At 56.7% G+C, this 20,339-nt stretch carries 22 protein-coding genes; 4 read left to right on the plus strand and 18 right to left on the minus strand.

Features of this window, described 5'->3' with window-relative positions:
* Window positions 1-317: 317 nt before the first annotated feature.
* Window positions 318-3,914, minus strand: coding sequence for a host specificity protein J (locus ACVWXD_RS11160; RefSeq protein ID WP_457370997.1), 3,597 nt, complete (start codon window positions 3,912-3,914; stop codon window positions 318-320).
* Window positions 3,915-3,972: 58 nt separating this feature from the next.
* Window positions 3,973-4,575: a tail assembly protein gene (locus ACVWXD_RS11165; protein ID WP_017528114.1), complete on the minus strand. Its 603-nt coding sequence runs from the start codon at window positions 4,573-4,575 to the stop codon at window positions 3,973-3,975.
* 546 nt (window positions 4,576-5,121) lie between these two features.
* Here ACVWXD_RS11165 and ACVWXD_RS11170 point away from each other — a divergent pair.
* Window positions 5,122-5,427: an NIPSNAP family protein gene (locus ACVWXD_RS11170; protein ID WP_122681605.1), complete on the plus strand. Its 306-nt coding sequence runs from the start codon at window positions 5,122-5,124 to the stop codon at window positions 5,425-5,427.
* A gap of 660 nt (window positions 5,428-6,087) precedes the next feature.
* Here the strand turns inward: ACVWXD_RS11170 and ACVWXD_RS11175 are convergent.
* On the minus strand, window positions 6,088-7,290 hold the full coding sequence (locus ACVWXD_RS11175) for a hypothetical protein (protein WP_457370998.1): 1,203 nt from the start codon (window positions 7,288-7,290) through the stop codon (window positions 6,088-6,090).
* 724 nt (window positions 7,291-8,014) lie between these two features.
* A complete protein-coding gene (locus ACVWXD_RS11180; protein ID WP_122753970.1) occupies window positions 8,015-8,575 on the minus strand; it encodes a hypothetical protein in 561 nt (186 codons plus the stop codon).
* 148 nt (window positions 8,576-8,723) lie between these two features.
* On the opposite strand from ACVWXD_RS11180, the gene ACVWXD_RS11185 reads away from it, so the two are divergent.
* Together ACVWXD_RS11185 and ACVWXD_RS11190 are read left to right on the plus strand one after the other, a co-directional pair.
* A complete protein-coding gene (locus ACVWXD_RS11185) occupies window positions 8,724-8,984 on the plus strand; it encodes a hypothetical protein (RefSeq protein ID WP_122753971.1) in 261 nt (86 codons plus the stop codon).
* 80 nt (window positions 8,985-9,064) lie between these two features.
* Window positions 9,065-9,310: a hypothetical protein gene (locus ACVWXD_RS11190; RefSeq protein ID WP_457370999.1), complete on the plus strand. Its 246-nt coding sequence runs from the start codon at window positions 9,065-9,067 to the stop codon at window positions 9,308-9,310.
* 105 nt (window positions 9,311-9,415) lie between these two features.
* On the opposite strand, the gene ACVWXD_RS11195 is transcribed toward ACVWXD_RS11190, so the two are convergent.
* The 11 genes from ACVWXD_RS11195 to ACVWXD_RS11245 all read right to left on the minus strand — a co-directional run bounded on the left by ACVWXD_RS11195 (window position 9,416) and on the right by ACVWXD_RS11245 (window position 17,712).
* Window positions 9,416-10,180 carry a C40 family peptidase gene (locus tag ACVWXD_RS11195; protein WP_457371000.1) on the minus strand — a complete coding sequence of 255 codons (765 nt, stop codon included), beginning with the start codon at window positions 10,178-10,180 and terminating at the stop codon, window positions 9,416-9,418.
* Window positions 10,181-10,182: 2 nt separating this feature from the next.
* Window positions 10,183-10,935: a phage minor tail protein L gene (locus tag ACVWXD_RS11200; RefSeq protein ID WP_457371001.1), complete on the minus strand. Its 753-nt coding sequence runs from the start codon at window positions 10,933-10,935 to the stop codon at window positions 10,183-10,185.
* 11 nt (window positions 10,936-10,946) lie between these two features.
* A complete protein-coding gene (locus tag ACVWXD_RS11205; RefSeq protein ID WP_095184924.1) occupies window positions 10,947-11,285 on the minus strand; it encodes a phage tail protein in 339 nt (112 codons plus the stop codon).
* On the minus strand, window positions 11,285-14,341 hold the full coding sequence (locus ACVWXD_RS11210) for a phage tail tape measure protein (protein WP_457371002.1): 3,057 nt from the start codon (window positions 14,339-14,341) through the stop codon (window positions 11,285-11,287). Before ACVWXD_RS11210 ends, ACVWXD_RS11205 begins: the two co-directional genes overlap by 1 nt.
* A 27-nt stretch (window positions 14,342-14,368) precedes the next feature.
* Complete coding sequence (locus ACVWXD_RS11215; RefSeq protein ID WP_457371003.1) at window positions 14,369-14,671, minus strand: DUF1799 domain-containing protein; 303 nt, start codon at window positions 14,669-14,671, stop codon at window positions 14,369-14,371.
* 17 nt (window positions 14,672-14,688) lie between these two features.
* The gene (locus tag ACVWXD_RS11220) at window positions 14,689-15,069 is read right to left on the minus strand and encodes a phage tail assembly chaperone (RefSeq protein WP_457371004.1); all 381 of its coding nucleotides are present in this window, start codon (window positions 15,067-15,069) and stop codon (window positions 14,689-14,691) included.
* 3 nt (window positions 15,070-15,072) lie between these two features.
* Window positions 15,073-15,729, minus strand: a complete 657-nt coding sequence (locus tag ACVWXD_RS11225) for a phage tail protein (protein ID WP_457371005.1) — start codon at window positions 15,727-15,729, stop codon at window positions 15,073-15,075.
* A gap of 73 nt (window positions 15,730-15,802) precedes the next feature.
* On the minus strand, window positions 15,803-16,219 hold the full coding sequence (locus ACVWXD_RS11230; RefSeq protein ID WP_457371006.1) for a phage tail terminator-like protein: 417 nt from the start codon (window positions 16,217-16,219) through the stop codon (window positions 15,803-15,805).
* On the minus strand, window positions 16,216-16,812 hold the full coding sequence (locus tag ACVWXD_RS11235; RefSeq protein WP_457371007.1) for a hypothetical protein: 597 nt from the start codon (window positions 16,810-16,812) through the stop codon (window positions 16,216-16,218). The genes ACVWXD_RS11230 and ACVWXD_RS11235 overlap by 4 nt, the downstream gene beginning before the upstream one ends.
* 113 nt (window positions 16,813-16,925) lie before the next feature.
* Window positions 16,926-17,231, minus strand: a complete 306-nt coding sequence (locus ACVWXD_RS11240) for a hypothetical protein (RefSeq protein WP_427584153.1) — start codon at window positions 17,229-17,231, stop codon at window positions 16,926-16,928.
* 112 nt (window positions 17,232-17,343) lie between these two features.
* Window positions 17,344-17,712 carry a hypothetical protein gene (locus ACVWXD_RS11245; RefSeq protein WP_427584154.1) on the minus strand — a complete coding sequence of 123 codons (369 nt, stop codon included), beginning with the start codon at window positions 17,710-17,712 and terminating at the stop codon, window positions 17,344-17,346.
* 81 nt (window positions 17,713-17,793) lie between these two features.
* On the opposite strand from ACVWXD_RS11245, the gene ACVWXD_RS11250 reads away from it, so the two are divergent.
* Complete coding sequence (locus ACVWXD_RS11250; protein WP_457371008.1) at window positions 17,794-18,174, plus strand: hypothetical protein; 381 nt, start codon at window positions 17,794-17,796, stop codon at window positions 18,172-18,174.
* On the opposite strand, the gene ACVWXD_RS11255 is transcribed toward ACVWXD_RS11250, so the two are convergent.
* Genes ACVWXD_RS11255 through ACVWXD_RS11265 form a run of 3 tightly spaced genes read right to left on the minus strand, consistent with a single transcriptional unit; the run spans window position 18,171 to window position 20,331 of the window.
* Complete coding sequence (locus ACVWXD_RS11255) at window positions 18,171-18,674, minus strand: DnaT-like ssDNA-binding protein (protein ID WP_457371009.1); 504 nt, start codon at window positions 18,672-18,674, stop codon at window positions 18,171-18,173. The two genes, ACVWXD_RS11250 and ACVWXD_RS11255, sit on opposite strands and share 4 nt — an antisense overlap.
* 59 nt (window positions 18,675-18,733) lie before the next feature.
* Window positions 18,734-19,318, minus strand: coding sequence for a hypothetical protein (locus ACVWXD_RS11260; protein WP_457371010.1), 585 nt, complete (start codon window positions 19,316-19,318; stop codon window positions 18,734-18,736).
* A gap of 47 nt (window positions 19,319-19,365) precedes the next feature.
* Window positions 19,366-20,331 (minus strand): major capsid protein, encoded by a 966-nt coding sequence (locus ACVWXD_RS11265; RefSeq protein WP_042572010.1) that lies wholly within the window; start codon window positions 20,329-20,331, stop codon window positions 19,366-19,368.
* Window positions 20,332-20,339: the final 8 nt, after the last annotated feature.

The raw sequence follows: 20,339 nt of genomic DNA on the forward strand, positions 1-20,339 counted from the left end.
TACCAGTCTTTGCTGGACACCAGTTCTTGAGGAGTTACCGTAGGGGTCACCTCGGATAGTTTTCCAAACTCTTACTACGCCGTTTAGAACTTCGGGCTCGACCTGAGCTGAATTCGCAGCGTCGACAGGCCCGACAGGGGTCGGAAATGCTGCTGCGTTCTGAGGCGTGATCCCAGCAATGGCTATATCAATGAACTTAGCGGTACCCCAAGTTGAAGGCGAAATAACAGCGCTGTATACGACCCTCATTGTAAGTGAAGCTGCGTTCAACTCTGGAGCGCCGGTTGCGCTCCAGGTCGCCATTCCAAACTCATCCATTACGAAAGCCTCCCGACCATGGTGCGGCGCACGTCACTACCGTCGTAAACCGCGAGACCATCGTTGTTGAGAAGAGAGGATCCGCCAGTGCCAGCACTACGCAGCGTGAATGTCCCGGCCTTGACGTTGATCTCCAACAGAGGTCGGCCTTTCGAATCGACCGCTTCAGATCTGAGATTCATACCCAGAATGATTTCTTGGATGAAGGCCTTGCTGATAATTGCTTGATTGAGGACTACCTGGTTGTTCTGCACCACGAACATCGGCACCAACTGACCGCTCACTTCATCGACCACAGCGAACCGCTGCGCGAATATGAGGAACTCCGCCTGCTCTCCATCCGACCCGAACGCAAACCCCGAGGCGACTTTTTTCCCGCCAGTTATTGTCTCCGCCTTGAAAGTCACCATCGACGAAACCTTCCCGTCAGTGGTCGCCTGGGCCCTGCTGACCACCTGAATTGCCGCAGAGTTATTGCCGGCTGTGGTCTTGAGGGTTCTGATTTCCTCAGCAGTCGCTGCCTTATCAGTGGCCACGGTGTTCTGCACGGTCGTGATGCTGGCCGCGTTATCTCGAACTTTTGCTTCGACGATGTCTGTGCGCTGTGACTGGGCAAAGTCCCGCTCAGCAATTGCAGACATAAGCGACCAAACGCCAGCGGACGAAGTGCTGTCACCGGCGCTCCCCTCCTCCGAACCTGCTGATTCGGATTTCACCAGCGCATAGACACCTTCCAGGCGCTCGGCGGTCGCAGTGACTTTCCCGTCGACGTCTTCGATAGCGGTCTTGTTCTTGCTGATCTCCAAGGCCATAGCTGCATTTGTTTCGGCGATGGTGCCTAGGTTGAACCAGTAGTTTGCGTTCGGCGGCGTCGTATTGACTGGGACCGCGGTGGTCGCTTGGAATAGCTGCTGACCCACGCGAACCATGTCGCCCTTTACATAAGTTTTGCTCGGCACGTATTCCAGCGCGTCGACCACTTCAGATATCAGATCTTCCAGTTCCTGCTTGGCCTTCTCAAGTCGATCATTGACCGACCCAGGGCCATCACCAGTAATAAGGTCGATCTCCTCACGCAAGCTCTGGTACAGCGCCCCCTTGCCGATCTTCTCAGCGAAGTACTTGTCGTATTCGGCCTGGTCGGAACTGGCCCGACCATTCACAGCCCCAGGGATAGGCCAGAAAGGCCCCACGTTACCGGTGCGATCCACGAGGCGGGCCCAGAAATATAGGCTCGCCCCTGCCAGGAGGCTGTGCATCTCGTGAGCGGCTTGCGGGTAGCTGAAGTCGCTCAACTTCATCGCGGTAGTCAGGTCAGCCGACTGGCTGTACCAGAGCTCTGTCCGCTGAGTGTCCTCCGAGCCAGTTTGGAAGCCCCACTGAATCCCAATGCCATAGACCAAGCTGGTGGTGCGCAGGAACGCCACCGCCGGCGGCAGGCCGACCTTCCCTTCCAGGTTGGTCAGATTGGAGCTCTTCCAGATCGAAGAGATCTCGAAGGCGCTGATCGATCGAACACGGGCCAGATAGGCGCCCGAGTAAATGCCGGTGACATCCACACTTGTCGCGCCCGTGCGCTGCAGCTTGATCCAGTTACCGCTGTCCTTACGCCACTCCACTTCATACGCGACCGCGCCAGCCACAGCTGGCCACGAGATGTTCATGGTGCTGATCGCCAGGCCCTGGTCCACCGAGTAGTTCGACGTGATGGTGACGCTCGCCGGCGCCGGAACGACAGTGATCGGCACAACGCTGATTGGCCGCTCTTCCAACCGGGCCCCGGTGTCGATGTGATCGAACTTGCTCGGATCGTACTGAACGGCCGAAATTTCAAACACGCCCGGCTCTGGCCGCGCCACGCTGACCACGCGATAAAGCGGGATAGCCAGGTCGTCAGCATCCAGCGCCCACACCAGTTCGCGCTCTGGCGTAACGGAGTAGGCAACGGTCACCGTGATCTGCCGGCCACTTACCAACTGCACCGTGCGGCCCTCGCACTTGCCGTCTGGCAGGTTGAGGATCAGCCGATCGCCGGGCTTGGCCTGGGTGTCGCGGTCCAGGGTGATGACCTTGCCATTAACCGCCGAGATGCGCCCGCCCACCGGCCGGCCCGCAAGTAATTCGTCAGCGATCGGGATCACGTAGCCAGGCAGCGGAATGCGTCCATCGAGGCCGACCTTGAAGGTAACGGCCCGATCCTTCGAGTTGGTAAGCAGCGCCCACTTGCCGCGGCGCTGCGCCTCGGATTCACGGGTGCAGCCAATGGCGCTGATCTCAAGCGGATTGTCGCCGTAGCGCCGCTGCAGCTTCTGGTCGGTCACGGCCGTGACGTCGGTGTCGTAGTTGTTCGCCGGATTGTCGTAGCTGATCAGCGCCCGCGTGTAGCGGGTGCGCTCCGACGCGCTCGAGTAGGTGAACTTGCCATCGATGACGTTCGCCCGGGTGTAGGCAAAGTCGAAGTCGGTAGCGCGCGGCATATCCGCGAGTGTGAACACCTGGCCTTGGGCCCAGTAGGTCATGCCTCGGTAGATTGCCGAGATATCTTGCAGCAGTGACCAAGCGTCAGCCTTGCTCTGCAGGTTCAGGTTGCATATGAAGCGCGGCTCCTGGCCGCCCTTCCCGTCTGGCACCAGTTGGTCGCAGTATTGGGAAACCCGATACAACTCCCAGATATCGACCATCCACGGCTTAATGCGCCGTCCAAGACCGAACCGATCATTTGTGGTGATGCCGTGGGTGTGCCAAACGGGATTATCCGTCCACGCCTCCTTGAACGTGCCATCCCAAATTCCGGCATAGCTGCGGGAGCGCGGATCGTAGTTACTTGGCACTTGCCACTTTCGGCCATCACACTCAACGGTGACAGCCGGGATATTGCGGAACTGCTCGGCCGAGAACTCGATGTAGAGCAGGGCTGTGTTCGGGTAACGAATCTTTGCGTCAATCACCTCGGTAAACCCGGCGATCTGCATGGTGTCGGAGATTTTGTTGTTGTTTTGGTTGATCGTCAGGCGCGTGATGCGCATCAGCCAGCCAGAAGTAGCCTTCGGCAAATCGATGCGGCGGGTGCGCTCGTACACGCTGGTGGTCTTGCCGTCGACAGCTTCGCTCAGAACTTGCTGGTAGGCGCCGCCGTCGGTAGCCAATTCGACCTTGTACGCGATGCGGTAGCCATTAATGTTGCCGCCAGAGTCAACAGATTGAAGGGCTGGCCACGCAAAACGCACACGAACAGCGGAAAGCTGAGTGTTGGTTATGGCGCGCACCCAAGGTGTTCCGCTGCGCAATTCTGTGCTGATCGTCGTCTCGTTTTCGACTGAAGGAATTCCACCAATCGAGGTTTGATCAACGGCCCCGGTACGCCACTCCCACTTCACGTTCGGGAAGTTCATGTTGCCTTGAGGATCTTGCAGCGGGGTGTTGTCGAGACAAATATCGCGAGCAGTCGGCGTGCCTTCAAACTCACCCTCGCCAACGGCAATCAGCATCTTGGCAATTGCTACAGAGCGCAGGCTATCCGGCGCCTCGGTCGGCGTCTTTGGCTTGTCTTCCCCGCCTTTGGATCCGTGAATATCCAGCTTCTGTGCTGCGCCCATGCTTTTCTCCAGGCAATAAAAAACCGCCTCTTGGGCGGTGCGGTGCTACATCCTATTTCTAGGCCTTATCTTCGGAATAAATGGCGGCACTGATGATTGCGCCACCCCATCGCCGCCTACCAGCGCAAAGCGGTACAGGATTGCCGGAGGCGGTGGTATTTCTCGCCGATCCAAATGCGTAAGAAGGTTGGTTTTCCGGGGCTGCACTCATCTTCAGGCCACCAGCTTGAGGACTGAGCATCTGAATAGCGCCACCAATAGCCATTGAGCCGCCGCCCATCCCTACCGCAAGCGCCGTAGCTGCCGACCAGCCAAGCGGGTTCCACCACGCCAACGCAACGATTACCACCCCAATAATGGTTTGTAGCAAGCCTGCACGTTTTGAGCCGGTAATGACGGGGACGATCCTGATTTCCCCTTTGCCCTGAAAGCAGAGTTCATCCTCGCCGATGTTTTTCTTCCCTCGGAAAACAGCGAACTCCATACCCCTAGACTTGGCGTTAGACAGGAACCTTTCAAAGCCTGGTATTTGTACACAAAGCGCCTTTATCGCTTCTGCCGGGGTACGAATAGAAAGCCTGTACTGTTTTCCAAACTGCCGCAGCATTCCCCCGAGCCGGATCGTTTCCATCGGCGAGTAGTAGATAGCAAGTGCAGCCATAGCTTTTCTCCAGATAATAAAAAACCACCCGGAGGTGGCTTATTTGTTTTCCTTGCCTATTTGGCGCAGGACTTCACTACATCGACGACTCTCTCAAGCGGAGACTGCCAGGTTCTGTAGAAGTGATAGCGGACGCTTGATCCTCCTTTTTTCGGGATCACATCCACCAAGTGCAGTGGGGCCTGAGCATCTGGCGCCAAGATCGTATAGCGGTCACCAGATGTCTGCAGAATCCCGCCAATTCCAGCGCCCAGCACGGTAGTCCCCTGCCAGCCGTCGCGTATGCATTCCGCGACAACTTTCGCTGGCTTACTTGATTGCAGCGATAAGAGCGGGGGGTTGCTACGGGTGTCACCTACACTTGCGCAACCTGCCATCGATACGAGCGCCAATACCCCTACAAAAACTTTCATGTCGTTCCCTCTATGGTTTGGCGGGACTGTAGCACTGGGGGGCAGATGCAAAAAGCCCAGCACCTTGTCGAGTTTTACCAATCACATGGATGTCCAGTAAGCTGCGCATTCAAACTGGACAAGGACGACTCGCGTGATCACCTGCCACCTGAAGTATCAGATTGACCCTTATCAAATCGAAGCCTTTGAGCACTATTCGAAACTGTGGATTGGCATAGTCAACCGCATGGGAGGAACCCACCACGGTTACTTCCTTCCTGCCGAGGGCGCCAGCAACGTCGCCTATTGCCTTTTCAGCTTTCCGAGCCTTGCGGAGTACGAGCGTTATCGCGAAGAGTCCAAAACTGACCCCGAATGCATCAGCACTTTCGCCTTGGCAGCGGAGAAGAGATTCATTGTCAGCTCCGAGAGAAGCTTCATGCGTCCAGTGCTTGACTGAAAACAGCAAGCCCGGCCAGCCGGGCGTTTTCATGCCCGCCAGATGCAAAAAGCCCAGCGCGGAGCTGGGCTTTTTGTCCCGACAAGCAAACTAGTTCAGTACACCCTCAAAGACTTATACTTGTCTGCCGGAATATTCAGAAGAACACTTTTCTGCCCTTCTCTGACTGCAATCCAAAGTTCAGCATCAGTCTTATAAATCACACACCCGGTAAACTCTCCCAGGTCAGCCTGCACGACGCCTTTCACACATGATGCTTGTCGTGCAAAAGAATCACCGGCCTTTTTTCCAGCAGTGAAAGCGTAGGAGGTGACCATCGTCATGAGCAAAAACAAGAGGGCCTAATGTATTTTTCGCAAAGCGTTTGAAAAATTACAGCGCGAAATGCAAATAACAAGCAGCCGTAACCACCTAAACTTCGTCTTCTTCGCGATGCCGGCTACAAATACCGCCAAAATTACAGCCAGCGATAGGTACAAAATAGGCCAAAAAGCGATGTATGCTAGCTGCCTACCGCCCTCAAATAATACCTTCTCCAGCGGAACAGTAAACAGATCAGGATTACCATTCAACCCACGAAAAAGAGCGTTATAGTAAGCAATTCCTGTCGCGTACGAAATTGCCGTAGCAACGAACGTTACGCCCGCAACATCTATTACACTACTTCTCATTGCCCTTCACCCCGACGACATCCAACCTGCCTTCTCTCTCTAAAATTTCCGTGTCGTATGTTGGTATTGTGATTTTAAGATTTGAATTGACTTCCTGAACCTTTTTCTCATCTGCAATTTTATTCAGTTCGGGGGTATTTTGTTCAAGAGCTTCCCCTAGCATCCTGTCCAAATTGGAGGTTCCCACGCGCGGAGAATTTCGCTCGTCAATTAAAGCGGACGGAGAGTAATCCGCGCTACTTTTAGTGTTCCCCGTCATTTGCTGAGAAGCATCATTAGCCATCACCACACCAGCATTAAGCAGAAAGATAATTGCAACTAATTTTATTGCCGCAAGCAGATCCCCTATTAAGGGCACCTCTGCAGAGCTATAAATATCCCCAGGTGACATAAACTGGGCTTTGGTAGTTACCTTATATTCGTCCCAATCAAAATCATCGGAAAGCAACCTTTTGACGAAGTCAGCATCCAGATTATTCTCAAGAAAACTTTTTGCAATGAGTTCAACGTTCGACAAGTTTTCAAATAGCTTACTTATCACTTTCCCATTGATTGCAGTACCGAGGCCAATATGTGTAGAGAAGTGAAGACGACTTCCATCAAAAACAAAAGGATATATCAACCCAAAAACATCGATCCAGTGCGTACTGAGATTAACAACTGTCTGTCTGGATTGAAAAGCCTTCTTCAATCCTCCACTGATGGATGAACGGGGTACAACAGGCCCCCACATGACGTTCCGTCGTAGTCGCTGATCCAGTTTAACCTTTACTTTGGATTCGGCCCCCTCTGAAGGCTCTAACTCATCCGACGAAAAGAAAGCATCATCAGAGGTGCAAACTCCGACCAAAATCGAAGCACCATTAAGCGTTACGATTAAATCGCCTTTTTTTACATCATGTAAAAAATGAACGATTTGATTATAGGTTGAGGTACCGTGCCCATTTAGCTTCTTACTCGCAGCGCCCTTACCCTCGTCACGAAACTCCGGCTTGCGGAGCATCAACTCCAATAGTTCCTCTTTGCTCGGAACCCCGCGGCCATCATTAACATGTTCGTAAAATCCGTCGAGATGACCAATCGACAAAACATTATTATATCGAAAATGCTGAAAGTACTTTCCTTGGGAGGCTCGAACCATCCAGATCTTTTGACCTGAGTATTTAGCAATTTTTACCGTCGACAAATCCATAATGGTCCCAAAGTCCGTTTAGACGCCGCGCAAGTGGCAGCACGGCCTGCTTATACCCTCAAATGGCCATTATCTGCAAATTTGCCGAGGACCCGATTTCTGGTCCCCTAACCTCACCCGGTCCAAAAAGATCAACAGCAAATCTGGAACTGCTACAGACGTCGTCTTTACAGAGATCCAGTCAAAAAGCCCCACGCGGGCTGGGCTTTGATGTCATTGGTTTCTCTGGTCGATAACTATGGCGGCCGCCTCGCCTTTCGCAGCATCCTGCACCTCCTTCAAGCTTTGGATCATCTGAGCCTGCAGATACGATTTTGCTTGAGTCGTAACGTTTTTAGATTTTGCGCTGGATGCGTCAATAGGGAAGCTATCTACGATGTTGGCCTGATAGTAGCTTCTGAACTCTTCAAACTGCTTTTGACACCTAACATTCGAGGCGTCTGCAATCTCAGTCGGGGATGTGCCTGGGCCGAGTGAGCACGAGCATATGACTCTACACATTCACGATAAGCGAGAGCCCGAGTAAGAACCTGCACCTTGAAGTCGTCAGAGGCCATCGCCGTTGAGGCTGCCGAATAAGATGCAGCCACCGCTACCGCCGCTATCAAAGTCCGCATGTCGTTCCCTCTTTGGTTTGGCGGGACTGTAGCACTGAGGGGGAGATGCAAAAAGCCCAGCGCGGGGCTGGGCTGCCAGATCTGCCATCGACTTTCTCGGAAACCTGCTACTTCAAAATCTCATACCAGATCTGGGCATTAACCAGCATTCTGACAGCGTTAACTTTGTCGATCGCATACTGCGGGGCTGTCTCCCAAGGTAGCGAACTGCCTGTAAAAACAAGCAGCGGCTCCCCCGTGCCGCGCTCAAGAACAAGTCGAGCTTTAATCGACGTGAACTCAGGCTTGGCATTCAACGTATCGCGCATATTCAAGCGCTGCATTGGCGGAAGCTGACTCCAGGCAACAAACTCTTTAATCGGCTCCAGCCCAGCTGGAAATGTGTCGCGATGTAGAGTATTTCCAAACGTCTTTATGACTCGCCCCATGTCATCGTTGAAGTCCATCCATTGATTGTTATCGGCTATCCGTGCGGGCAGCATTCTATTCCGAAAGTTGGGATTAGAACTCAGCATGCCTGACTTGCCATCAAAGTAATTGTACTGAACGTTCGTTCGATTCCACTCATAAAATTGCAAGGTTGCATACTTATTGAACGTCGACACAGAGCAGCCAGACAGCAGGAGCGTTGGAATAGTTAGCCACAGAGCTACCAAGATTTTACGCATGGGGCATCCTTGCGATTCAGGTGGATAGGGAAACTCGAAATCCAAGCACTGTACCTCGTGCCTGTCCAGGCATCCAGCGTGGATGGAATACCAGTAACCGGGTTGATCGGCAGCGTAGTAGCTTTGTGCCTCTCAATTGGAGATCGCTATGGACGGAGAAGACGAACTTTCGCGCGCACTTGTTGAAGCACTGAAGAAGACTGAAGTCGGGAAGAGGCTGACCGTTAACTTCAAAGGCCAGCCTCATCCAGTTGATGTGAAGTACCGCTTCGCAGGTGGATGGATAGTTGAGCAAACTCTCATACCAGGCATGTCGTTAGAGCTCACCCGAGGAGAGGATGGCGTCCTCGAAGGAATTGATATCACCATTCAGCCCAATGACGGGTTGAAGGAGATTAAAGTCGATTAAAGGATTTCCCAGTCCTTCGCCTGCAAGCCCAAGGACTGGGGTTGCACCAATTTCGGCGCGTTTATGACCTGGAGGTCAGCATGACAACACCAATAAGCTCCACCGAGGCAGGGATCATCGCCGCATTCGGCGCGATATCGCTTTACTTGCGCTCGCGACCGGACTACGACGCGGCCGAACTCCAAAAGTATGTAAGTTTCTTCAAGAATACCCGTCAGCCGTCGGCAGATTCGGGGGCGTTTAACCTTGCCCTAGACGCTGTCGGGGGTGATCTGAGCAATGTTCAAGAAGCCATCAAAAACGGCGTGGGGGCTAAGCCTCTTTAATTGATGGGCGCATTGTCGCGAATTACAACTCCGGCAATGCGCACTTTTCCATCTTCAGTTACTTCAAATGGCTGATTCATATATATCTCCTGCGGCCATGCCGCGTCATGTTGGTTGTTTAGCGTCTTTGTGCCTGAGGATCAGGCGCGTTCGGTCGTGCCAGGGGCCGCCAAAGACGATGATTTCCGACGGCCTGCCGTACAGGTGGTGTAGCAGGAATGGGCCCGGGCCGAATGTGCCCGACTCTTCGCCTGGTAGCGCTGGGTCAGTGCCCAGGTAGATCCCCGCATGATTAGGGTGAGCCGTGCGCCCGACCTGCATAACAATCAGATCCCCTCGCTGTGGCCGGTCGACACGCACAAAGCCCGCAGCCTCGTAGTTCGCCTCGTACAGGCTGGCGTTCTCTGCGCGCTCCCACCAGCCATCGACGCGCTGGAAGGCTTCAAACTCCAAACCCCATTCGCGTGCAAACCAATCAGCGCAGACTTGCCAGCAATCCCAGGCCCCATGCACGAACGGGCGATTGAGCAGCGGCGTGCTGCCCGTAGGCGTGATCGTCCTTAAATCCCCCTCCGGCCACGACAGAATGTGCCAAGGCAAGGCCGTGGCCTCGCACATGGCCAAGTCATGCGGTGACGGCCTGCTGGTAGCGTCCGGGTGCGAGTGAACGATGCCGATCACTTCGCCCAAGTCCTCCGCCGCGGCGTAGTCCTCGGGGTCGAGCCTGAACTCTTCGCTCGGCTCCGTGGCAATGTTCCGGCACGGGAAATACTTCTGCTTGCGCCCGATGGCCAGCAGTAGGCCGCAACACTCTTTCGGATATTGGGCCGACGCGTGCGCCTGGATAGCCGCGATGATGTGCTTGCGCATGGTCAGCTCCGGGCAATCAGGGAAACGGCGGGAAATCCACCGAAGGACAGTTCGTTGTTCTCGCCGAAGCGCAGCTTGCAGGAAGACAGGCAGCCCTTGCACTGATCCTTCGACGGATCGTCTGTTGGGTTGTCTTCGTCATCAAACATAGCCGCGCCGGTATAGCCGCAGTCCGGCCCGCGGTAACCGTTGGTCATGGCCCAGTGGCAGAAGGTGGTCATCTGCCGGCCGGGCAAACCATGGTTGTCGATCTCACCCGGGGAAGACAGCTCCCAGACCACCGCCTCGCCGTCTTCGCTGGTTTTCTGGTCGATGTACCAGATCTCCAGCGCTTCCTGTGTCGGGTCAGCAGTTGGGTTGCCGTCAGGATAGTTCGCTGCGTCCAGGTACTGCGCCAGCGTCTCACGGACCGTCAGCTTGAACTTCAGCATGTCCTCGAAGGCCAGGCACAATGCCGTGACCCGCCCGTTGACGTTGCCGGCAGCGAACGTGGGCCGAGAGGCAGTGCCGTCGCTGCTCGAAGAAATGCCTTCAATCTGAACAGGCCAGGCCGCGTACTCCTGGCCCTGCCAGATAATCGACTTGGCGGGCAGATCCTCTTCAGAGCCTTCGTAGGCAAGCAATTCCTCTGGCGTGTGCGGGATAGCGTGACCGTGGAAGCGCAGGTAATCGGCGCCGTATTCGGTACCGTCAATTTCGAACAGGCGAATCTCGCCGCCGGGCTCCAGTTTCTGGATGTCCGTGATCAGTGCCATGGGCTGTTATCTCAGGGGTGAAAGGTTTGCTGGAAGGTCGCGGTGATGGCGTAGACCTGGCCGCCTCGGTGCACTGGCTTGTAGCCGTTGCACTTGTAGAGGCCAAGTTCACCCAGGGGCGGCTCCCAGAGGAAGCCCTTCGCCCCTTTGTGCCGGTCAAGGAACGCCATGATGTCCTTGATGCGCCCCTTCAAACCGGTGAAGGTCACCGGCCAGGACTGCGACCGGTTGTTGAGGCCATCCTCGACCGACTGCTCGTAGCCATCGCCAAACTTCTTGGAGCGAACGCGCTGGGCTATATCACCCTCTGCGCCCTTCTCCGTCGCCCAAGTGAAACGTTCGATCGCCATCAGCGCCCCTTGATTGCTTTGTTGATGACGCCACCCTGGCCCATGTCTTTGTTGCGCATCTGTTGGTATTTCTGCTCAACGAACGCGGCCAGCTCCTTGCCGAACAGGTCATAGCCGGGAGCATCAGCCGAGGACGAGGCGTTACCCTCGCCATCGATGTGCACCTCGACATTGATCTGCGTACCTCCCGTAGCGGCCCCGCCCATGGCCATAACGCCAAGCTTTCCGCTGGATGTTCGGGTGAGAGGCATGATCGCCTCTGGTCCGGCCTCGCCTGCTATCCCCATGTCACCGTTCGCCATGCCAAACGAGGTTGGCTTACTCACGATGGAATTCGTGAACGCGCCGCCGTCGGCGAACATCTGCACACCGCCCGACCATGCGCCGCCCAAAGCCTGGGGAAAGTAAGTACTGGAGTAGCCAGCCGAGGACGCGCCGAGGTTCGACGATGTAGCGCCAGCGGAACCGGCAGCCATGCCATTACCGCCGCCAGCAGCGCTACCACCGAAGTAGCTGGCCGCTGCGCCAACCAAGCTGCCCAGCAAGGCCGAACTCGCCTGACGGGTCGCGATACGCGCCATATCCGCCAAAATCGACTTGGTGAAGTCCGCAAAGGAAAGCTTCCCAGTCATGGCGAAGTTGACGATCGAGTCCTCCATGGAGCTGAAGGCGTTGCCGAATAGGCTTTTGGTCTGGCCAGCGATGTTCTGCGCCGAGTCCAGGTAGTTGTCCCATGCCGCAGTCGCCCCCTTCGTCCAATCGCCCTGCGCATTCTCCACATCCGCATAGTTCTGCCGGATCTGGTCCGTCGCGGCCTTATTCGCATCTGCGAGCGCCTGCGACTTCCGTTTGAACTCCTCCTCCGACATGTTGCGCGACGGGTCAGACTTTTGGTTGGCCAACTCCAGCGACTGCTGAGCAAATCGGTCTTGCTGGCTGTTCAGTTCGCCGCTGAGCGCGTTCTGGCGATCGCCCTGCCCTACGCCGAGAACTGCGCGCTGACCTGCAAGCTCCAAGGCCCGCTGTTGCTGCCCCAGCGCCTGCACGTATGTGCTGATTGCCCGCTCTTGCTTAGCGAGGCGCCCGGTCTCGTTGGTAGCCAACACTTCAAGCTGGCTGTCGGCATCCTTCTGCGCCTTGACCATACCTGCGCGCGCGTCGGCGATCTTCTGGTCCAGCTGGATGCTTTGCGCAGCCGACGTGGACTTCTTGCCCTTCGCTGCCTCCAGCGCCGCAATCTCAGCCTCATAGGCCGCCGTCGTCTGGTCGAGCTGGTTGCCGATCAGCGCCTGGCGCCGCAGCAGATAGTCTTCCTCGGACAGCAGGCCTGCCTTCTGCGCCGCTTCCAGTTCCTTCTGGTAGTTTTTGTAGGTGTCGGTGATGGCCGCCAGTTCGTTCTTGGCGTTGTTGAAAGCGGTCAGGTCGACCTGTGTGCCGGCGGCCTTGGGGTCCTTGAACTTGTCGTTGATGTTGGAGATGTTTTTATCGATCGTGGCCTGGGCCAGGCGCGGGTCGTTCGGCGAAACCTTGCGGATGTCGTCGAGCTGTTTTTTGTAATCCTTGAGTGCCTCGGTGCGCTTCTGCTCATTCGTCCAGGAGGACTTGGTGAGCGCGTCAATCTTCTGCATCGACGTGACAGCAGCCTGCTGAGCCTTTGAACGCTCGCCTTCCTGCTTCGCAATATCAGCCTCTGCGTCGCGCTGGTCCTCCAGCATGTTCAGTTGATTGGTGTAGTAATCAACCATCACCTGCTTGTTTTGGAAGAGGCCGATATCGCCGGATTGCGCGCTTGCCAGGTTCCGGCGAGCCTGCTCAATATCGGAACCAATATCTGTACGGCCGATGTTCTTGAGGTTGTCGGCGGCGCGCGCTACAGCGTTGTAACCCTTCTCCCAAAAACTGAGGTTTTCCAGGATCTTCGGTGTGCGCTCATTGATCGCGTCAGCGTATTGCTCGGTCGCCAGCTTCACTGCGCCGGCGTGGTCGCCCTGCTCCTCAAGTGCGGTGATCTGCGAGTAAACCGAGGCTGTCAGGTAGTGGTACTGCTCGTTCAGTGCAGCTGAGGCCTTCACAGGGTCATCAGCCAGCTTCACGAACTCGGCCACCGTATCGCTGATCGCCTTTCCGGTGGCTTCCTGCATCGACACTGCGGCCTGGGTAATGCTAGTGAAGCTGTCTCCGGCGATCTTGCCGTTGTCGGCCAGCAGCGCCAACACGGCGGCGGCCTGCCCGGTGGTGCCCACGGTTGCGCTGACCTGCCGCGCCATGTCGCCCAGTTGCCCGGCGCTGACACCGGCGTAGTTACCGGTGAGGATCAGTGACTTGTTGTAGCTGTCCTGTTCTTCGCTGCCTTTGTAGTACGCGTATGCAAGACCGCCAACAGCAGCCGTTGCCAGCGCCAGCGGCCCTAAAATCGCGAGCAGCCCAGCAGCGCCCGCCCCGGCACCAGCGCCCAACTGAGCCACGGCACGCACGCCGCTACCCCAGTCACCCGACGACAACGCATTACCGAGCTGAACAACGTTTTCCTGGGCCTGACGTGTGCCGAGACGCAGTTTGTCGAATCCTGTGGTTGTCTTTTCGAGCTTGGCGTAATCCTTGTCGATTTTACCCAGGGCGCTGTTGTACTGGTCCTGGCTGATTCGCCCGGCATCCAGGTGCTTGCCAAGTTGCTCGACCTGGGTGTCCAGCTTGGCCAGTGCAGCCCGAGCCGGGTCAATGGCACCCAGCAGGCTGTTCAGGGCCTTCTGTTCGTCGAGTGCAGACTTGGCCAGCGCGATCTGCTGCTTGTCCAGCTGAGCGGAGATCTTCGCTGCCTCGGCCTCGCCATAGGCACCGGTCTTGGTCAGCTTGGCGAGAGCGTCACGCTGCTTCGCCAGGTCCTGGGTGGTTTTGGCACTGGTGGAAAGCGATTTCTCCAGCGCCTGCATTTCGTTCATCAGCGAAACAGCGGACTGCTCGGCCCGGCCGCCGGCCTTCGCCATTTCGTCCAGGCTCGTCTTAGCCTGGATTGCATCGGCCGAGTCGATTTTGACGCCGAGCTCTGCAATATTCATCGACTCACCTTGAATAAGTGCCCGTGGTTACGGGCTGTTTTCCCTTTCCTCCGCCATGACGCGCAGGGCTTCGCCTTCCAGCACCTGAAGGTCAGTGAAGATTTCAGCGAGTTTCTTTTTCTTGATGCCGAGGAACCCGGCCACGTCGCGGATGCAGCTGTAGTCGAGGCCGATCGCACCGCCGGCGCCTGCTCTCCACTGGGTCGACATGCGGTTGAAAAGCAGGAAGGCCGGCCAGTTGCAGGGCCAGACCTCCACTTCCTCAACCAGATCTCCAGGGGCAAGGCCGAACATCCCGATAATCGCGTCGGGCACGCTCGGCGAGTACATGGCGCGGGCGGCGTCGGTCAGTTTCCCAGGCGGGCCTGGCTATACGCGCCTTCATAGGCCTTGACGACGGACTCTGCAGCGCCCTGGCATGACTTCACGAATGCGACGATGTTGTCGTCGTTGTATTCGTCATCGAAGCCCCAGCCGACTACCAGGTCTTTGATCTGCTGTGTTTGCTGCTCGGTGTCCACGGCGACCACTTCCGACCAAGAAGGCTTCTCGCCCAGCGCGGCCCGCGCCTTGTTCCGCGCCTCGTTCCACTCATCGAACAGAGCGGCAAGCTCGGTACGATCCCGGTACTTGAAAGTGAACTCGACCTTCTCGGGTTCGCTGCCGACGATCGGGATCAGCACCGGCGCATAGAACGTAGCGCTTTGCGCAATACGAATTTTGGCCATGGGTTACACCACCGCAGTCAGGTAACGGGTCGGCTCCGACTGCAGGGCCAAGTTGACGGTACGGGTCAGCAGGTTGTTTCGCGATACCGCTGGTTGCTTGGAAAACGACGTGTAGGTGCCGTACAGCAGAGTGTCGTTGCCGGGCAGGTTGAGGCGTGCGGCTTCAACCTGCTTGCCGGCGTCAGCCTTCAGCAGAACACTGTTGAACGCCTGGGCCGGGTCGTCGGCGATGGTGAGCACCATGCTTGCCGCCGATTTGTCGGTGGGGATCTGCTTGCCCTGGTCATCTTCGAGGAAAACCACGTCGAGGTAGTTTTGCTCTCCGCCGGAGAAGGCCACGTCCGAGATCTGCGGGATCTGCACCCAGGTCAGCACCTTGCGCATAGTACCTGCGCCGCCTGCCGCCGGGAAAACCTGAGTATCGGTGGTGTCGATACCTTCCAGGGTGATAGCCGTGGCGGTGGCCGCCTTCACGCGCACCACCTTGCTATCCAGTTTGCTCCAGCCGGAAGTGAGCAAAACGATATCGCCAGCAGCAATGTTGCCGCCGACAACAGTAGCCACCGCCTCGCTCGCATTGCTGATGGCAGCGAACGCCAGTGCCGCGCCGTAGGTTGCGGCGTGCTGGAAGGTGCCGCCGTTCGGGAGTTTGTAGCCCATGGGGTATTTCCTCTTTGCAGATGTGAAAAAACCCGCTCAATGGCGGGTCTCTGGGTTTGCCCAATGGGCGGGATCAGTTGGTGTCGGCTCGGTACAAGAACGAGACCGGGACGGTGTAGGTCGAATCGCCAGTGATGCCTGGCCCTTGGTCGACTGGCGACATTGTCACCACGGTAGCCGCGCCCTTCGTGTCCCGCGCGTAAAGAGGGAACAGGTCGGTCAGTTCTGCTGCGATTGGATTCGTCTTAGCCTTGCCGGTGTCGGCCGGCGCAACAATGCTCACCTGGAACACTCCGGTGAACAGCCGGTGATCGCCCCCGAGCGTGTTGCTCGCAGTGTCGCCCGGGATAGTAAAGGCTCGCAGGTAGGTCTCACCCGCCGCCGGGGTGTAAGCAGTGTTCTCGAAGACGAGCTTCAGCTTCTCCGACCTGACAGCGTTCCAGGAGATGAGCTTTGCCTCGTAGATCGAGGCGATGATTGCGTGACTCATACCTGGTTGTTCCTGATGGCATCCAGCACGATCTGCTGGAAGCGAGCCACGGTTACCCGGACCATACCGCCGGGGGCCTGGGTGGAATGGCCGAACTCCAGCGGGATCGCGTAGGGCAAGTTGTTGATGATGTAGGCCATCTGGCCGGCGGTGAAGTCGCTCATTGCGGCCACCAGCGCTGCGGTGGTTTCTGCGCCGCTCGGGTCGACCTCGTCGAAGGTGACACTCTCGACAACGCCCAGCGAGATGTGCCAGTTCGCGCGGAACCGGCCGCCGACGTAGCCCTCTGGCGCCTTGAGGTCCATGCCGTCGTTGAGCTTGCGGCCCTTCTTCAGCCGCCCGCCCTTCGTAAGGTTCACCGGGTCGCTGCGCAGCGCGCTGTTGTGGTCGTCGACAGCCTTGTTGAACTGCGTCGCCACAGCATTCTGCGCCCAGATCTCCGGGTTACCCACGGGAGACATGCGAATCAGGCTGCTGCCGACCTCGATGATGATCTCTCGCACACTGGCATCAATGGCTTCACCCGTCTGAGCGGCAAACTCGGCCAGGCTCAGGGCGAAACTGCCGGATTGATTCGCGTATCGAGTAGACACAATCAGCTCCTTGTAAACCAAGCATAAAAAAACCCACTCAACGGTGGGTTTAGTAACGACGAATAATTGGTCGGCGCGTACGAACGCAAATCAGGCAATTACGCGCCTCCAGCTCAGTACTCCTTAAGTGCTTTGTCGGCCTCAATATCCTGATCAGCACAGGCTTTGACCATGGCAAATCCGTATTGGCGCATTTGCTTCATGCAACGCGCCACAGTTTTCTTGTACTCGTCTGGAATTTGCTTGATTTCAGCCACTGCGCTTAGGTCCTGATCAACGCAAGCCTTCACCATCGCTGATCCGTAACTCCCCATCTGAACCTTGCATCGATCAATGATCTCTTTTTTTACATCGGTGTCCGCAAAAGCTGGAGTTGAGAAAAAAGCAGCCATGCCAACCAAACTGATAATGCCGCGCATATCCATATACTTTGCTCACAGCTAGAAGATTAAGGCACAACGCTATTACGACCTCAATTTTTTGTCCACTCATACGATAGCTTCAATTACGGAGCAGGCCTCAACTCCTGAATCATGACCGCACCTGCAGTTCATACACGATTGGCGTGCCGGCGGGGTTCACTCCTTTCAGCGGCGGAACGATAGCCCAGGTGCGGCCCTGGACAACGACCTTGTCCAGCAAGTCAGGCACCCAGGCCAAACCCTGCGCAGCGATTTTGAGCTTTTTGTCGCCCTGCTTGATGAGGCTGTTGTTTTGGAATTCTTGGCCGGTGAAGTCGACCAGGATGCCTTGCGCGACTTGCTCTACGGGCACGCCAGGAGCTTCGCCGCCCGTCTCCGGGTCGTACTCGCCCGGCTCCGTCTTGCTGATGGTCACTGCCTGGCCGAACTCTGTGATCATCTCCAGAGCCATCACCGCCATTTCGTCGTAGAAGGCCATGGTGGCTCCAGATGCATATGCGTTATTGGGCGGTTACTATCGACAGCTCAGCAAACCGCCGGAAAAGAAAAGGAAATCAAGATGACCACTGAAAATCAGCACGCAGTCGAAGTCATTGCCAGGATGCGCAGTCTGTGTTCTCAGGCCAATGACTTAATGGCATTGCACGCAGGTAAAACCAGATTCAATCGACTGGAGAAAGATGAGCTTCAGCAGGGGTTTCGGTCTCTCAAGGAGGAACTGAAGCGGTACGCAAAAACTGGAACGATCGATGGAAAAAAGCGCGATCGCACTGAGCTTGAAGAATTTTATTTTGAGCCCGCAGTAAGCACTGCTGCAGCTAATATCCTGGTAAGCGTGAATGCTGACCCAGCTTCACAGGCATGGTTCTCATGTGTCTACGGAATTCAAACGGACGTCGACCATCTACTTTCTCAACTGTCAGAACAATTTCCAAACTAGGCCCGGACTGCGAACAGCCCACGCTTTTGTAGGTAGTCGGCAAACTGCGTTGCGCTCGGCCGGTCAGGTGCCGCCGGTAGCAGGCGGTTACTGGTGGAATGGATTGCTGCATACTGCCGCGTTACAGCACCCTCAACACGATCAAGCAAGACGGCGCCTTTGCGCTTCTCCACCGGGTCGATATCGTCCTGATGGATTTCGGTGGCCAGGGCCATCTGCCCGTACTGAATGCGCGCCGGCAGGTAGTTGTTCGGCTTGATCTCGTGATCCAGCAGCACTTCCCGGCGCGGCCAAGAAAGTCCCTGCTCGCTGTTCGTCTTGCGCCCCTTCCAGGTCATGCCATCCATCGCCAAGGCGGCCCGGCGCAGCAGCGCTTCCTGCTCGGGAACACCAGCGGGGATGACCGTGCCGAACTTCACGGCATACATGGCCAGATCCTCGGCGCTCGCGTAGCTTTCGGCGTCAGGCTTGCCGGTGCCGTCCTCGATGATGAGTGTCATGCGTTAACTCGCTGGAATGGTTTGAAGATTAGCCGCCGGATCACCAACAGCCAGCAGTATTACTCCTTGGGCAGCTCAGCGACGAGCTTTTCCAGGGATTCTTTCGAAGCGTTGGCCCGGTACTGGACATTGGCTTCATCGAGTTTGGCTTTCAGCGCCTCGATTTGAGTGGCCTCATCCGCCGGCGGTGTGGTGGCGGCCTTCTTCAGCGCTTCAACCTCGCCGTTCAGTGCGTCGACAGTCAAGGCAAGGCCGTCACGCTCAGTAGTCAGGTCACCTACTAAGGCATGGATGGTTCCCAGCACTTCGAACAGGCGCAACGCCAGTTCACCAGCCTCTGGACGGTGGATTTCGCCAGCCTCAAGGCCACCAATCAGGATCTCGATCGTTCCATGTTCAGCCCGCAAAGCCGCGATCACCTTTTCCAGTTCGGCCTGGTTGCCCGCACCAACAATCTGCACCCGCTTGGCTTCCTTGACCGACACGTCAATGCCGGCTGCTTCGTATGCGTCGACCACGCTTGGCCAATCGCCAATCACCAGCACGCTGGTCACGCCGGCTTCGGGCTTATCGAAGTGTTCCGGATTGCGGTAACGCTTCTCCGGGTCGAAGCCGCTCAGCTGGTTGCTGTAAGTCAGTTCCATGTGTTTCTCCAAGGCGGCCATCGCTGACCGCGCGTTGAGTTCGATGCTTAGCCGCCAGTAACCGGAGGCGTTGCAGTGAGCGTGATCATCACGCCAGCGGTGACCTTGTTGCTGCCCGCGTGCTTGACCCAGTTGGCAGCGGAACCGACCGCGGCCAGGGTTGGGTTGGAACCGCCAGTGGTGGCTTTCCAGCTGTAACCCAGCACATCGATGTTCACGGTGCCTTCAGCGCGGTAGCCGATACTCAGGTTCTCTTCGTCATTCACTTCGTAGGAACGGAAGCCCGGGGCCTGGGACTCGGTAATAGTCACTGCGTTTGGCAGCAGGCCGAAAATCACGTCCGCCGGCGCGGTGTCGGTCACCAGTACAGGCTTGCCCAGCGTGCCCGGCAGGCCGCCGTAGATCACGACACCGGCCTCTTCGTAGATCTTATTGGTGATAGCTTCGTCGACGATGTCGAAGTAGGCGCTGGAGTGCATGACCCACAGAGCGATCCGGCCGAACTTATCGCCGAACTTGCGCATGCCGCGAGTCAGCGTCTTCTTGCCGTCGGTTTCGATGTTGGCCGAAACCACCATGTCAGCGTTGGAGCCGATGGCCGCGCGCAGACCAGCAGTTGCGTACTGGATGAAGCCTTCCAGGGTCGCGTCAGCAACATCGGCGCCGACGATCTGGGAGAACTCCTCGACCGGACGACCGCGGCGCTTGAACGCCTCTTCGGTGGTCTGGTACGGGCCGTACTTCCAGGGAGCCTTGACGCCTACAGCTTCGCCGGCGCTGATCTTCTTGGCGGTAACCTTTCCGTCAGAGTTGACGTCACGGTGTTCAAGCGATCCGTTCAGCTTGTAGAGCGCACGCTTGCGGAAGTCACCTTCGATCAGCTCGTTGTCGAGCACCATCGCGCCGTTCGACGATGCGTTGAACACATCCAGGTTGTCCTGGACACGCTCCAGGTATGCGGTTTGCGCCTCATCGTTGTAGATGATCAGGTCGCTATTTACGGTTGTAGCCATGGGTCAAT

The sequence above is a fragment of the Pseudomonas sp. TE3911 genome (genome assembly GCF_054062775.1).